Raw genomic sequence first — 13,934 nt, 5'->3', positions numbered from 1 at the left:
GCCATACCCCTACAAACGCAGCGACATTTATTATCATAATTACAATAATTATTTAACCTTTAAACAATATTTAATTATTGCTACCGTGGCGCCGCACTCGACTTCATCTGCATAAATAGCGAACAAACGCGTATTACGAAGGCATTAATTATGAAAAAAATGACTGCCCTGCTGCTGGCTGCGGCGGCAAGCCTTAGTGCTGTCTCCACGGCGGCGAAGGCTCAGGCATCGCAAGAGCAGGAAACGGACGTTCTGTTAATTGGTGGCGGGATCATGAGCGCCACGCTGGGAACCTATTTGCAGGAGCTTCAGCCGGACTGGTCCATGACCATGGTTGAACGCCTGGACGGCGTAGCGCAGGAGAGCTCTAACGGCTGGAACAACGCCGGGACCGGCCACTCCGCGTTAATGGAGCTGAACTACACCCCACAGAAGAAAGATGGCTCCATCAGCATTGAGAAAGCGGTGGAGATCAACGAAGCGTTTCAGATCTCTCGTCAGTTCTGGTCTCACCAGGTGAACAGCGGTGTGCTGCACGATCCACACAGTTTCATTAACACCGTCCCGCACATGAGCTTTGTCTGGGGAGACGACAATGTGAACTTCCTGCGCGGACGTTATGCTGCTCTGCAGCAAAGCTCGCTGTTCCGCGGCATGAAGTACTCCGAAGATCACGCCCAGATCAAAGAGTGGGCGCCGCTGGTGATGGAAGGGCGCGACCCGAACCAGAAGGTGGCGGCCACCCGTACCGAAATCGGTACCGACGTTAACTATGGCGAAATCACCCGTCAGCTGGTGGGCTCTCTGCAAAAAAAAGAGAACTTTACGCTGTCGCTGAATACCGAAGTGCGCGGCTTTAAGCGCAACGCGGACAACTCCTGGAGCGTGACCGTCGCCGATCTGAAGCACAATGAAGAAGAGCACGTCATTAAGGCGAAGTTTGTCTTTATCGGTGCGGGCGGCGCGGCGCTGAAGCTGCTGCAGGAGACCGGTATTCCGGAAGCGGAGAATTACGCGGGCTTCCCGGTTGGCGGCCAGTTCCTGGTGTCGGAAAACCCGGAGGTGGTGAATCGCCATCTGGCGAAGGTCTATGGCCAGGCGTCCGTGGGCGCACCGCCGATGTCGGTGCCGCATATCGATACACGTGTTCTCGACGGTAAGCGCGTGGTGCTGTTCGGGCCGTTCGCCACCTTCTCGACCAAATTCCTGAAGAACGGTTCGCTGTGGGATCTGCTCAGCTCCACCACCACTTCAAACGTGGGTCCGATGGTTGATGTTGGTCTGGATAACTTCGATCTGGTGAAATACCTGATTAGCCAGGTGATGCTCTCCGATGACGATCGCTTTGCGGCGCTGAAAGAGTACTATCCGGAAGCGAAGAAAGCGGACTGGCGGTTGTGGCAGGCGGGCCAGCGCGTGCAGATCATCAAGCGTGATGAGGAAAAAGGCGGCGTGCTGCGTCTGGGCACTGAAGTGGTCAGTGATAAAGAAGGCACTGTAGCCGCGCTGCTGGGAGCCTCCCCGGGCGCCTCCACCGCGGCACCGATTATGCTGCACCTGATGGAAAAAGTGTTTAAAGACAAAGTCGCCAGCCCGGAGTGGCAGGCGAAGCTGAAGACCATTATTCCTTCATACGGTACGGCGCTGAACGGCAACGTTGAGGCCACCGAGCAGGAGCTGGAGTACACCAGCCGCGTGCTGCAACTGAAGTATGAAAAACCGCAGGCACCGGATGCGGCGCCTCAGCCTGAGGCACAGGCGACCTCCCAGCCGGAAAGCAAACCGGTTGCGGATATCGCACTCTGATATTAAAAAGCCGGGTGATTTACCCGGCTTTTTTTATTAGCGCGTGACGGCGCTTTCAACCTTCTCGTCAGCCTGCCAGATACGGTATCTCACCTCGATATCCGCAGGCGTATAAACCACAATCGGCAACTTACTGTTGTAGCGCAGCAGGCTATGCTCGCCGAGATTCGCGGTTATGAATTTTGTGGTCTTTTTCCCGTCCGGACAGGCCATCATGGTGGAAACCGGCGAAGTGACCTTATCAAAGATGTAATAGTCATATCCCCAGCCTTCCAGCGTCTTGCTGGTTAACTGACCGCCGAGGCGGTGCGCGTTGCAATCCACCTCCAGCGTCTGGCCGATCAGCAGTTCCACCTTGTAATTCGCTTCATCTTTCTGCTCAGGCAGGTCAATGACCTGGCGCTTCATCCCCTGTTCCGCCTGCGGGTAGGGGGCCGTTTTACTGAGCGGCTGGTCAGCAGGGGTGGCGTATGCGCTGGCGCAGGTCAGAGCCAGCAGAGTGATGAGACTTTTAGCGGCGTTTTTCACAGTGATTCCTTTTTATGTCAAACGGTGGCCATACACTACCATGAATGGTGTTTTTTACCTTAATTTTATTTTTAACTGGTTTATATAACTGGTAAGTGCCTTGTGATTTGGTTTTAAATTCTGTATTGGCCCCGGGGGAACGATCGTGGTAGGGTGAGCTGCAATCATTGTTATCTATCTGTGAAGGAAACACGCATGGTACGTAATAAACTCAACACCCCGGCGGGGAAAAAATTTCTGCTGGCACTGCTGACGGTTTTTCTGATCGCGGTGATGGGGGTAGGCCGTGTGACTATTATTGGCGTGGTTGAGCAGTACAATATCCCACTGACGGAGTGGACCACCAGCATGTACGTGCTGCAGTCGGCGATGGTGCTGGTCTACAGCACGGTCTTTACCGTGCTGCTGGCTATCCCGCTGGGTATATTTTTCCTCGGCGGGAGCGATAAAAACTGAGTCGCCAACGCGATTAATGCCTGTTTCACTCCTGTGCCGTTTTCGGGTTAAATGATTTTTTCCCCGTTTACAGGAGTGGAGCATGGTTTCCCGGTTTTCCACGCTGAGCCTGATCCCAAAAGGGGTCTGGGTTGTTGGCGGCGTCAGTATGCTGATGGATATTTCATCGGAAATTATCCATAGCTTGCTGCCGCTCTTTATGGTGACCACCCTGGGCGCCAGCGTCATTTTCATTGGCCTGATTGAAGGGCTGGCGGAAGCCACCGCGCTTATCATTAAGGTTTTTTCCGGTGCCATCAGCGACTATCTGGGGAAACGCAAAGGGCTGGCGCTGCTGGGCTACGGTCTGGGTGCGGCCAGTAAGCCGCTGTTTGCGATCGCCTCGTCGTCGGGGATGATCCTCGGGGCGCGTCTGATTGATCGGGTAGGAAAGGGGATCCGCGGTGCCCCCCGCGACGCGCTGGTAGCTGACGTCACGCCGCCGGAACTGCGCGGGGCGGCATACGGGCTGCGTCAGTCGATGGATACCATTGGCGCGTTTCTCGGCCCACTGCTGGCGGTCGGCATGATGCTGCTGTGGAACGATGATTTCCGCACTATCTTCTGGATCGCCGTCATCCCCGGCGTGCTGGCCGTCTTACTGCTCTTTGTGGGCCTGCATGAGCCCGCCACGCCTGTTGCCCATAAACGGTCCAATCCCATCAAAAAAGAGAACCTGAAACGCCTCGGCGCCAGCTGCTGGTGGGTAATTGGCCTCGGCGCTGTCTTTACTCTCGCCCGTTTCAGTGAGGCATTTCTGGTGCTGCGTGCCCAGCAGGCGGACATTCCGCTGGCGCTGATCCCGCTGGTGATGGTCGCCATGAATCTGCTATACGCGTTTTCGGCCTATCCGTTTGGCAAACTCTCCGATGCCATGAGCCATACGCGCCTGCTCCAGTGGGGACTGGCGGTGTTGATCGCCGCCGATATTGTACTGGCGCTGAGCACCCACTGGATCGGGATTATTGCCGGCGTGGCGCTGTGGGGCATCCATATGGGGATGACCCAGGGGCTGCTGACCGCGATGATTGCGAAGACGGCACCCCCCGACCTGCGCGGTACGGCGTTTGGCCTGTTCAGTATGGTGAGCGGCGTGGCGCTGCTGGTTGCCAGCCTGGGGGCTGGCATCATCTGGGAAACGTGGGGCGCGGAATATACCTTTTATGCCGGGGCGACGATCTGCCTGCTGACGCTGGGATATCTGCGCAACCCCCCCGCGGCGTTGTAAAGCGCGCAAGCGCAGAAAAATATTGCGCAAATCATTCGAAGCGTGAGTGCCGTTTTGTTACCAATGTGGTCCTTTCTATCAGGAGATACTTATGAAAAGGACCACACTTTATACCGCGATGGCGTCAGCCCTGCTGTTGCCGTCACTTTATGCCCATGCAGGCCCGCAGGCGCACGTGGTTTGTGCTTATAGCCATACTCTGGGCGATGACGCCATTATGATGTTTGGCAAAACCAACCAGGCGATGTGGCACGACTTTTTCGGCAACACCCGCACGGACGCCCATTCGACCTATCAATCACTGCGTAAGCAGTCAGAAACCACCTGCGATAACAAAGCCGACAGCTCAGCTTACTGGGCGCCGTCGCTGCGCCTGCCGGACGGGACGGTGGTTCAACCCGCCTACCAAAAAACCTATTACCAGGCGTCTAACGTGGAACAGTTCCCGCTCAGCCCATTTCCGGCAGGGCTGGCGCTGCTGGCGGGCGATCACCACGGTACCGGGCCTAACGCCCGCATAACCTTTTTATGCGCTAACGGCAGAGGCTACAGCAATAAAGTCGGTGAAGTGTGTGGGCTGAGAAAAGCCAAAGATGCGGTGCAGTTTAATATCGGGATCCAGTTCCCTAACTGCTGGGATGGTATCCACCTGCAGCCGCACCATGGCATGGCGAATGCGACCTACGATGTGAAAGGGCAGTGCCCGTCCGGCTATCCGGTGAAAATCCCGACGGTAAATATGAACGTGGCCTGGGTGCTGCACGGGATCACCTCCCTGGATACCGCCAAAGCCCAGTTGTCGCTCGATCCCACCATGAATGGCGATGTGCGCGAAGAGCACTGGGGCAGCCTCTATACCGCCCACGCCGACTTTATGAATGGCTGGACTGAAGAGGGTGCCCGCTTTATGACTGAGATGTGCATGAATCAGGGCATGGACTGCGGCACTAACGTCCCCTACGGCTATTCAAAGGCGCTGGCAAACGTCTGGGTGAGTAGCGAGACGCCAGATACCCCGGTACCTGGGGCGCAGACCTTGCTGGTGCAGGATAACTGGAAAAACGGCGGCCGCACCCGTAACAGCGAAACGATGAGTCTGGTTAAGTTTACGATCCCTGCGCTGCCTGAAGGCCAGGATCCTTCTCTGTTCAAATACCGGGTGCGGATCTATGGCGGAAAAGTCGAGGCTAACGGCGCGGATCAGATCTTCTTCTATCCGGCGAGCAACGACTGGGATCCCGCCACCGTCACCTGGAAAAATCGTCCGGCCTGTAACTACTCGTCCGATGCGCTGCTCTATCTCAACAACAAGCGCGAATACCGGATGGTGGATGTCGACAAGGCGGTGCGCAAAGCGCTGGCGGCGGGCAAGACTGAAATCTCCTGGTATATCGGTGGCGACCGTCAGGGTAATCACTATCAGTTCAGCCCTGCCTCTTCTAAAGAGAGCCTGATACTGATGTTGACCGGGTACAAGCATACCCCGGAAATCTAATCAGCAGCATGTTCGTGCAAAAGCCAGCCTGCCATCGGGCTGGCTTTTTAGCCATCTCTTGCAGGCATAAAAAAACCAACCGCGAAGGTTGGTTTTTTTTGGGGAAATTTTGGTCGGCACGAGAGGATTTGAACCTCCGACCCCTGACACCCCATGACAGTGCGCTACCAGGCTGCGCTACGTGCCGACACGTGAAATTTATACTACCTATTTCCGCGTTTAATGCAAGGGTGGTTCTGGCTAACTGATTAATATTAAATCAATTAGCAATGAACCGTTTCTCATCCGTCAGCACCTGTAGCAGCAGGCTTAACTGCGGCGTCTGGTCGTTGAGTTTCTCACCCTGCGGGTTATAGGTTTTGTAATTACCGTTGCTGTTCAGCACCAGCGTCAGGGTTGGCGTTGTAACGGCCAGCGTGTTGTTGCTGGCAGCCGTCACCCAGTTATGACGACGCGTTGCGCTGAACAGATCCTGACCCTGGGAATACTCATTGGCTGGCGTGCTGACGTGGAGCAGACGCTGCATCAGGGTAGTCATCACATCTTTATGATCGGTCAGCATGTTAATGCGCTGGGATGGCGTACCAGGCCAGTGGATCACCAGCGGAACATGCAGGCGAGGGCGCGCCCAGTCGACATCGTTGCGCTCGCTGCCCAGCGGCACACCGTGACCGGCGGTGATCACCACCACGGTATTCTCCAGCTTGCCCGATTCCCGCAGCGCGTCCAGCACCCGGGCAATCTGGGTATCAACATTGCCTGCGGCCTGCGCATAGCGGCGGTTAAAGGTTTTCTGGTTGCTGTCATCCAGCGTCGTGCCGTTCAGAGCAACCCAGGAGAACCAGCGGTTGTCGTCCTGCGCGTAACGGTGAAGCCAGCTGATCCACTGCCCGGCGGTCTGTTCGTCGGACTGGCTCTGTGCGGTCGGCAGAGAGAAGTCGGACAACAGCGCCTGGCGATAGAGCGGACTGCTGAAGCCATCCGAAGAGAACAGCCCCAGCTGGTAGCCCTGCTGGTTGAGCCCGGTGATGAGCGCGGCAGGGATACGCGATGACAGCACGCCGTCCATATAGCCAGGTGAAATGCCGTAGAACAGGCCAAAGATCCCGGCATCGGTTGAGTTACCGGAGCTCATGTGCTGAGTAAAGTTGATGTTCTTCTCGGCGAACTCCGCCAGGGCTGGCATCTGTTTCTCAAAGCGCGAGTAGTTCAGACCGTCGACGGTGATCAACAGGACGTTTTGCCCCTGACCCATGTCACGGTAGCGCAGATCGCTCAGCGGATATTGTACCGATACCGCTTCAGGATCCCCTTGTTCAATCAGGCGGCGCTGATACTCCTGGGCATCCAGCAGACCGTGTTTCTCCAGGAAACGACGAGCGGTCATCGGATAGGAGAGCGGCAGGTTCGCGCGCTGCATGGTGATGGGGCGGTAGAAGTTAGCGTCCGCCCAGATATACATAAAATGCGAGCCGATAAAGGCGACAAAAAAGAGGGCGGCCACCGGTTTGGCATAGCGACGGCGCCGCGTCAGGCTGCGCAGTTTTTGCCAGCTCCAGGTGGCAAACAGCATCTCAATCAGCAGGATAATCGGCACGCTGATAAACATCAGCTGCCAGTCGCGCGCCGTTTCGTTCTGGTCGGGATTGATCACCAGTTCCCAGACGACGGGATTAAGATGCAGGTGAAAACGGGTAAAGACTTCGCTGTCGATAAGCAGCAGCGTCATGCCTGCGGTGGCGAGGATAGCGGAGATAAACCGCATCAGCCGCTGTGACATGACGATAAACGTCAGCGGGAAGAGGATCAGTAAATAGGTGGAGAAGACCAGAAAGCTGAAATGGCCAATGACGCTTATCCAGGAGAAGACCCGTCCGGCAAGCGTCGTCGGCCAGTCGGCGACAAACAGATAACGACTGCCAAGCACCATCGCCAGCAGAATGTTAAACAGGGCAAACCAGTGCCCCCAGCTAACCATCTGGGAGACTTTTTCACGGTAGCGCTGACGATTCGTCACCATAAACTGTCGTTTGTTTCCCTTAGTGCGCCTGGTCGTCGTTAACCGAGGACTGTAAGGCCTGAGCGAAAGATTTCGCGATCGCCTGGCGCTGGGCCGGCGCAACGCTGGTATTGATAAGGTTAGTCACCATATTTCCCAGAACCATCAGGGAAAGGTCGGTCGGCGCCTTATGTTTTTCCAGTACGTTGAGCAGCTCACTGAGCATTTGTTCAACGTGTTCATCACTGTAGCGGGAGAGTTGTGGCATAAATCTAAATCTGTTTGTGGAGGAAAGGGCAACATATTACCGTAGCAACAGCTTTTTTTCCCCTTTTTTATCTTCGGTTGCATACATGACTGGGGGGTGGTTGAATACGGCCCGGTCTAAAAGGAGAGTTTAACATGAGTCTGGATATCAACCAGATTGCTCTGCACCAGCTTATCAAGCGTGATGAGCAAACCCTTGAGCTGGTGCTGCGCGATTCGTTACTGGAGCCGACGCCTACCGTTGTGGACATGATGGCGGAGCTGCATCGGGTTTACAGTGCCAAAAACAAAGCCTACGGCCTGTTCAGCGAAGAGAGCGAACTGGCGCAGGCGCTGCGCCAGCAGCGTCAGGGTGAAGACGATTTTCTCGCGTTCAGCCGGGCCGCCACCGGCCGCCTGCGCGATGAGCTGGCAAAATATCCGTTTGCCGACGGCGGCATCGTCCTGTTCTGCCATTATCGTTACCTGGCGGTCGAGTACCTGCTGGTGGCGGTGCTGAACAACTTAAGCAGCATGCGCGTCAACGAGCAGCTGGATATCAGCTCGACCCACTATCTGGACATCAACCACGCGGATATCGTGGCGCGCATCGATTTGACCGAATGGGAAACCAATCCTGAATCCACCCGCTATCTGACCTTCCTGAAAGGCCGGGTAGGGCGCAAGGTGGCCGACTTCTTTATGGATTTCCTCGGCGCCAGCGAAGGGCTGAATGCCAAAGCGCAGAATAAAGGTTTGCTGCAGGCGGTGGATGACTTCACCGCAGAAGCCGAGCTGGACAAAGCGGAACGCCAGAACGTGCGCCAGCAGGTTTATGCCTACTGCAACGAACAGCTACAGGCGGGCGAAGAGATTGAACTGGAATCGCTCTCCAAAGAGCTGGCGGGCGTCAGCGAGGTGAGCTTCCAGGACTTTACGGCGGAGAAAGGCTACGAGCTGGAAGAGAGCTTCCCGGCGGATCGCAGTACGCTGCGTCAGCTCACCAAATTTGCCGGTAGCGGCGGCGGATTAACCATCAACTTTGATGCCATGTTGCTCGGCGAGCGCATTTTCTGGGATCCGGCGACCGACACGCTGACCATTAAAGGCACGCCGCCAAATCTGCGGGATCAGCTGCAGCGTCGCACCTCTGGCGGCAAATAACGGCCATAAAAAAACCCCGCAATGCGGGGTTTTTTTTCGACAAGTTTGCGATTACGCGCGAACGAAGTCGATGTGAGTCAGTTTTGGCTTGAAAGCGTGACGCTGTACTGCCTGAGCTTTAACTTTCTCTTCTTTACCGTCAACAACCAGAGTCAGCACTTCGCTGTAGAATTCAGCGTTGTTCTGCATGTTCCACACTTTGTCGTGGTCCAGTTCGATTGCGACAGGAGCAGCTTCGCCGCCATAGATGATGGCCGGGAATTTGTTAGCTGCGCGCAGGCGGCGGCTCGCACCCTTACCCTGCTCTTTACGTACTTCTGCATTGATAGTGAACATTGATTTCTCTCTGTATAAAAAATCCTGCTACAGGCGACCCAGCAACAGGTGAGTGTTCTGCCTCACGGATGTGAAGCGGGCGGCATTTTATACTCAAATGGCTTTCACATCAATGAAAAGTCCCGCTATCCCCGCAATTCATTGGCACGGCGGAAGCGGCCCTCATAATCAAACACTTTTTCTCGCACCTGCCAGAACTGCCCTTTTTTCCGCGCCACCACAAAATCGGGGTGGCGCAGCAGCGGCTGTTGATGAACGATATCCGCCGCGGTGATCCAGCGCAGCGGCACGCCCGGCGTGCGGGTATGCGGGCGGATAAACAGCTGTTCAAAGGCGGTGCGTTGGGCGGGTGTGTGCAGACGGAAGCGCTCACTTACATCGGCGCCATCTTCATCGTAGTAGGTGATTTTGAGCCATTCGCCTTTGTCATCGGCACCGTGTGCCAGCGCCATCCCACTGCAGCGGAGCACCAGGGCGTCCTTCAGCTTCAGGGCCGCTTTCAGCATATCGTCGGGATCGACCAGCACCGCATCGCAGGTGCGGCAGCGGCGGGCGGCGATATCGTTCTCGGCGTTGCACTGGGGGCAGTTTTTAAAGCGGAAGCGATAGTCACACTGTTCGCGATGGCCCTCGTCATCTTCAAACCAGCCCTGGCAGCGACGGCCAAAGTGTTCGATTAGCGTGCCGTCGGCGGTGGTTTTACCCCAGAAGGTATTGGCAAAGCCGCAGGCGGGGCAAAACACCTGTACCGGCACGTTGTCACTTTTGCCTTTTGGCGTACCCACCTCCGGGGCATACAGGTCGTGCGGGTTCCCGGCATAATCCAGGATCAGGCAGTCGGTTTTCCCGGGGGCTAAGCGCAGGCCGCGGCCAACAATCTGCTGGTAAAGGCTGACGGATTCGGTCGGGCGCAGAATGGCAATCAGATCCACGTGCGGGGCATCAAAGCCGGTAGTAAGCACTGACACATTGACCAGATAGCGGAACTGCTGCGCCTTAAACGCCTCAATCAGCCGATCGCGCTCGCTGCCTGGCGTTTCGCCGGTGATAAGCCGGGCCTCGCTGGCGGGGAGCAGGCCGGTGATCTCCCGGGCGTGCTCCACGGTGGCGGCAAAAATCATCACCCCTTTACGCGTGGCGGCAAACTCCATGATCTGGCTGATGATATGCGGGGTAATACGATCCTGTTTTTTCAGCTCGCGGTTAAGATCCGCCTCGCTGAAGAGGCCGTTACTCTGCACCTGCAACCGGCTGAAATCATACTGCACCACCGGCATATCCAGCCGTTCCGGTGGCGTCAGGTAGCCATGTTTGATCATGTAGCGCAGCGGCAGCTCGTAAATGCAGTCGCGGAAGAGCGCCTTTTCATTGCCGCGCACCATGCCGTGGTAATGAAAGCGATAAATCCAGCCCTTACCGAGGCGGAACGGGGTGGCGGTAAGCCCCAGCAGGCGGATCTGCGGATTAACATTTTTCAAATGGGTCAGGATCTGCTGATACTGGCTATCGTCATCATCGCTGATACGGTGGCACTCATCGACAATCAGCAGGGAGAACTCGCTCTGGAATTTATCCAGATTGCGCGCCACCGACTGCACGCTGCCAAAGACCACTTTACCGTGGCTCTCTTTACGCTGTAGGCCGGCGGCAAAAATATCAGCCTCCAGACCCAGCGCCAGATATTTGGCATGGTTCTGCGCCACCAGCTCTTTGACGTGCGCCAGCACCAGCACGCGGCCCCGGGCCAGGCGCGCCAGCTCGGCGATCACCAGACTTTTGCCCGCGCCGGTGGGCAGGACAATGGCCGCCGGTTCTTTATGCTGACGAAAGTGGGCGAGGGTAGCGTCCACGGCTTCCTGCTGGTAGGGGCGAAGTGTAAAGGTCATGGGGTCTCGGTTTGGTTATCTCGCTCATATTATGCCACGAAACTTTTTCCCTTGAGTGGCGCACAGAGCCCGTTATACTGGACTGTTCCTGACTGCTTCTTTTCCGGACGCATTGTCCGGCTCCTGGCACCTGTAAGGTTTAAAATATTTCATGCGACTTGATAAGTTTATCGCTCAGCAACTCGGCGTAAGCCGCGCTATTGCCGGGCGTCTGATCCGCGGCAGCCACGTTACCGTGGATGGCGACATTGTGCGAGACAGCGCGTTTAAACTCCAGCCTGAGCATCAGGTGGAGTATGAAGGCAACTCGCTGACCCAGCAGAACGGCCCGCGCTACTTCATGCTCAATAAACCGCAAGGCTATGTCTGCTCCACCGAAGACCCCGACCATCCCACCGTGCTCTATTTTCTCGATGAGCCGGTCGCTCACAAACTGCATGCTGCCGGGCGTCTGGATATCGACACCACCGGCCTGGTGCTGATGACCGACGACGGTCAGTGGTCACACCGCATCACCTCACCGCGCCACCATTGCGAAAAGACCTACCGGGTGACGCTGGAAAATCCGGTGAGCGACAGTACGGCAGAGCAGTTCGCCCACGGCGTCCAGCTGCATAATGAAAAAGATCTGACCAAACCCGCCGTGCTGGAAGTTATTACCCCAACCGAAGTGCGTCTGACCATCAGTGAAGGGCGCTATCATCAGGTGAAGCGCATGTTTGCCGCCGTGGGAAATCACGTGGTCGGTCTGCATCGCGAACGGATCGGGGCTATCGCTCTCGACCCGGACCTTGAGCCAGGCGAATACCGCCCGTTGACGGAAGAAGAAATTGCCAGCGTTGGCCTCTCTTCACGCTAATTTCAGGAGTTAATTGTGACCACCAGGCCACACTCGTCGTTCAGCATTGTTTTTATTCTTGGCCTGCTGGCCATGCTGATGCCGCTGTCCATCGACATGTATCTGCCCGCACTGCCGGTGATCGCCGAGCAGTTTGGCGTGCCGGCAGGCAGCGTACAGATGACTCTCAGCAGCTATATTCTCGGTTTTGCCCTCGGTCAGCTGCTTTACGGGCCAATGGCCGACAGCCTGGGGCGCAAACCGGTGGTGCTGGGCGGTACGCTGGTATTCGCCGGCGCGGCGATGGCCTGCGCGATGGCGCAATCTGTCGATTACCTTATTGTGATGCGTTTCTTCCACGGCCTGGCGGCTGCGGCAGCAAGCGTGGTCATCAATGCCCTGATGCGCGATATCTACCCGAAGGAGGAGTTCTCCCGCATGATGTCATTCGTCATGCTGGTGACCACCGTCGCGCCGCTGGTGGCGCCGATGGTCGGGGGAGCGGTGCTGGTCTGGTTTAGCTGGCACGCTATTTTCTGGATCCTGGCGCTGGCGGCCCTGCTGGCCTCGGCAATGATCTTCTTCTTTATTAAAGAGACCCTGCCTGCACAACACCGGCAGAAGTTTCATATTCGCACCACGCTTGGCAACTTTGCCTCGCTGTTTCGCCATAAGCGCGTGCTGAGCTACATGCTGGCCAGCGGTTTCAGCTTTGCCGGGATGTTCTCATTCCTCAGCGCCGGGCCGTTTGTCTACATTGAGCTTAACCATGTCTCACCGCAGCAATTTGGCTACTATTTCGCGCTGAACGTGGTATTCATCTTCGTGCTGACGATGATCAACAGCCGCTTCGTGCGCCGGGTAGGGGCGCTGAATATGTTCCGTATCGGGCTGTGGATCCAGTTTGTGATGGCGGTGTGGATGGTGGTAACCGCTTACTTTGATATCGGATTCTGGGCGCTGGTAATCGGTATTGCGGCCTTTGTTGGCTGTATATCGATGGTCTCGTCCAACGCTATGGCGGTCATCCTCGACGAGTTCCCGCATATGGCCGGTACCGCCTCTTCACTGGCGGGGACCTTCCGCTTTGGTATCGGCGCCATTGTCGGCGCGTTGCTTTCACTGGCGACGTTTAACAGCGCCTGGCCGATGCTCTGGTCAATCGCGCTGTGCGCCACCGGCTCGATTCTTTTCTGCCTTTATGCCAGCCGGCCAAAGAAATTGGTGAAATGATGCACAAAAAAGGGCCCTGTCGGGGCCCTTTTTTGATGCAGGTCAATTAAAAGGCGGTTCTTTGACCTCTTGTTTGTTTCTTTTATGTAAAATCTATTTGTGTAAATAGTCACATCTTTGTAGTTAAAAAGGTTGTGTTAGATCACAGAAACGGGTACATATAGCGCCGCTATAAACCTGAAACACCGTCAGAAAGCCCTGAAAAACAAGGCCCCTGCACCCATGAATAGTGGGTGTAAGCGTTTTCTTATTAAAAACAGAGCAGGCGGTTAATGTTGTGTTACTATAAATGTAAATAGATTGTGAAGTAAATTTGCTTCCGGGGAATAAACGTGAATACATTACAGCTCTCAATTGTGCATCGCTTGCCGCAGAGCTATCGCTGGTCGGCGGGTTTTGCAGGCTCGAAGGTTGAACCGATTCCGCAAAGTGGAACAACCCCTGATAATTGTCTGGTGGCGCTCAAACTGCTGAGCCCGGAAGAGGGCAACGCATGGCCGCTGATGGAAAAGCTGAGCCAGGCATTGACGGACATTGAGCTTTACAGCTCGGTGCTGGAGTGCGAAGGCGAGCCGTGCCTGTTCGTGAAAAGCCAGGATGAGTTTGCAGCAACCTGCCGCCTGAAAAACGTCGGTGTGGCTATCGCCGAGCCTTTTTCTGGCCAGAATCCTTTCTGAGCG

General features: G+C 56.0%; 13 protein-coding genes and 1 tRNA gene. 8 read left to right on the top strand and 6 right to left on the bottom strand.

What is annotated here, in order from left to right; genetic code table 11:
* Window positions 1-150 precede the first annotated feature (150 nt).
* Entirely contained in the window at window positions 151-1,806 is a 1,656-nt protein-coding gene (gene mqo, locus GNG29_RS15555) for a malate dehydrogenase (quinone) (protein ID WP_156654927.1), read from the top strand.
* 36 nt (window positions 1,807-1,842) lie between these two features.
* Here the strand turns inward: mqo and eco are convergent, their stop codons facing one another.
* Window positions 1,843-2,334: a serine protease inhibitor ecotin gene (eco, locus tag GNG29_RS15550; RefSeq protein WP_103180391.1), complete on the bottom strand. Its 492-nt coding sequence runs from the start codon at window positions 2,332-2,334 to the stop codon at window positions 1,843-1,845.
* 195 nt (window positions 2,335-2,529) lie between these two features.
* Between eco and GNG29_RS15545 the strand changes: the two genes are divergently transcribed.
* The 3 genes from GNG29_RS15545 (at window position 2,530) to GNG29_RS15535 (ending at window position 5,552) form a co-directional block, all read left to right on the top strand.
* Entirely contained in the window at window positions 2,530-2,790 is a 261-nt protein-coding gene (locus GNG29_RS15545) for a DUF2534 family protein (protein WP_156654926.1), read from the top strand.
* An 82-nt stretch (window positions 2,791-2,872) separates the two neighbouring features.
* Window positions 2,873-4,057, top strand: coding sequence for an MFS transporter (locus GNG29_RS15540; RefSeq protein ID WP_156654924.1), 1,185 nt, complete (start codon window positions 2,873-2,875; stop codon window positions 4,055-4,057).
* A 91-nt stretch (window positions 4,058-4,148) separates the two neighbouring features.
* Window positions 4,149-5,552, top strand: coding sequence for a DUF1996 domain-containing protein (locus GNG29_RS15535; RefSeq protein ID WP_103180387.1), 1,404 nt, complete (start codon window positions 4,149-4,151; stop codon window positions 5,550-5,552).
* Window positions 5,553-5,662: 110 nt separating this feature from the next.
* Here the strand turns inward: GNG29_RS15535 and GNG29_RS15530 are convergent.
* The 3 genes from GNG29_RS15530 to GNG29_RS15520 form a co-directional block, all read right to left on the bottom strand.
* A tRNA-Pro gene (locus GNG29_RS15530) sits at window positions 5,663-5,739 on the bottom strand.
* A 72-nt stretch (window positions 5,740-5,811) separates the two neighbouring features.
* A complete protein-coding gene (gene yejM / locus GNG29_RS15525) occupies window positions 5,812-7,572 on the bottom strand; it encodes an LPS biosynthesis-modulating metalloenzyme YejM (RefSeq protein ID WP_103180385.1) in 1,761 nt (586 codons plus the stop codon).
* A 19-nt stretch (window positions 7,573-7,591) separates the two neighbouring features.
* Window positions 7,592-7,819 (bottom strand): YejL family protein, encoded by a 228-nt coding sequence (locus tag GNG29_RS15520; RefSeq protein ID WP_032612681.1) that lies wholly within the window; start codon window positions 7,817-7,819, stop codon window positions 7,592-7,594.
* A 134-nt stretch (window positions 7,820-7,953) separates the two neighbouring features.
* Here GNG29_RS15520 and yejK point away from each other — a divergent pair, with 134 nt between their 5' ends.
* A complete protein-coding gene (gene yejK, locus GNG29_RS15515; protein WP_156239401.1) occupies window positions 7,954-8,961 on the top strand; it encodes a nucleoid-associated protein YejK in 1,008 nt (335 codons plus the stop codon).
* A 51-nt stretch (window positions 8,962-9,012) separates the two neighbouring features.
* On the opposite strand, the gene rplY is transcribed toward yejK, so the two are convergent.
* Both rplY and GNG29_RS15505 read right to left on the bottom strand, forming a co-directional pair.
* Complete coding sequence (gene rplY, locus GNG29_RS15510; protein WP_103180382.1) at window positions 9,013-9,297, bottom strand: 50S ribosomal protein L25; 285 nt, start codon at window positions 9,295-9,297, stop codon at window positions 9,013-9,015.
* 125 nt (window positions 9,298-9,422) lie between these two features.
* Window positions 9,423-11,183 (bottom strand): DEAD/DEAH box helicase, encoded by a 1,761-nt coding sequence (locus GNG29_RS15505; protein WP_103180380.1) that lies wholly within the window; start codon window positions 11,181-11,183, stop codon window positions 9,423-9,425.
* A 151-nt stretch (window positions 11,184-11,334) separates the two neighbouring features.
* Here GNG29_RS15505 and rsuA point away from each other — a divergent pair, with 151 nt between their 5' ends.
* The 3 genes from rsuA (at window position 11,335) to GNG29_RS15490 (ending at window position 13,931) form a co-directional block, all read left to right on the top strand.
* On the top strand, window positions 11,335-12,042 hold the full coding sequence (rsuA, locus tag GNG29_RS15500; protein ID WP_156654922.1) for a 16S rRNA pseudouridine(516) synthase RsuA: 708 nt from the start codon (window positions 11,335-11,337) through the stop codon (window positions 12,040-12,042).
* Between the two features lie 15 nt (window positions 12,043-12,057).
* Complete coding sequence (locus tag GNG29_RS15495; RefSeq protein ID WP_156654921.1) at window positions 12,058-13,254, top strand: Bcr/CflA family multidrug efflux MFS transporter; 1,197 nt, start codon at window positions 12,058-12,060, stop codon at window positions 13,252-13,254.
* A gap of 332 nt (window positions 13,255-13,586) precedes the next feature.
* Window positions 13,587-13,931, top strand: coding sequence for a YejG family protein (locus GNG29_RS15490; protein ID WP_103180374.1), 345 nt, complete (start codon window positions 13,587-13,589; stop codon window positions 13,929-13,931).
* The last annotated feature ends 3 nt before the right edge of the window (window positions 13,932-13,934 follow it).

The organism is Leclercia sp. Colony189 (assembly GCF_009740165.1).
Taxonomy (GTDB): Bacteria; Pseudomonadota; Gammaproteobacteria; order Enterobacterales; family Enterobacteriaceae; genus Enterobacter.
Note: the sequence above shows the minus strand (reverse complement) of the source record. Positions and strands in the feature narration are given on the sequence as shown.

Excerpts from the sequence above, each read along its gene's own strand:
- mqo (WP_156654927.1), top strand. The coding sequence starts at position 151 with ATGAAAAAAATGACTGCCCTGCTGCTGGCTGCGGCGGCAAGCCTTAGT.
- GNG29_RS15545 (WP_156654926.1), top strand. The coding sequence starts at position 2,530 with ATGGTACGTAATAAACTCAACACCCCGGCGGGGAAAAAATTTCTGCTG.
- GNG29_RS15540 (WP_156654924.1), top strand. The coding sequence starts at position 2,873 with ATGGTTTCCCGGTTTTCCACGCTGAGCCTGATCCCAAAAGGGGTCTGG.
- GNG29_RS15535 (WP_103180387.1), top strand. The coding sequence starts at position 4,149 with ATGAAAAGGACCACACTTTATACCGCGATGGCGTCAGCCCTGCTGTTG.
- yejM (WP_103180385.1), bottom strand. The coding sequence starts at position 7,572 with ATGGTGACGAATCGTCAGCGCTACCGTGAAAAAGTCTCCCAGATGGTT.
- GNG29_RS15520 (WP_032612681.1), bottom strand. The coding sequence starts at position 7,819 with ATGCCACAACTCTCCCGCTACAGTGATGAACACGTTGAACAAATGCTC.
- yejK (WP_156239401.1), top strand. The coding sequence starts at position 7,954 with ATGAGTCTGGATATCAACCAGATTGCTCTGCACCAGCTTATCAAGCGT.
- rplY (WP_103180382.1), bottom strand. The coding sequence starts at position 9,297 with ATGTTCACTATCAATGCAGAAGTACGTAAAGAGCAGGGTAAGGGTGCG.
- GNG29_RS15505 (WP_103180380.1), bottom strand. The coding sequence starts at position 11,183 with ATGACCTTTACACTTCGCCCCTACCAGCAGGAAGCCGTGGACGCTACC.
- rsuA (WP_156654922.1), top strand. The coding sequence starts at position 11,335 with ATGCGACTTGATAAGTTTATCGCTCAGCAACTCGGCGTAAGCCGCGCT.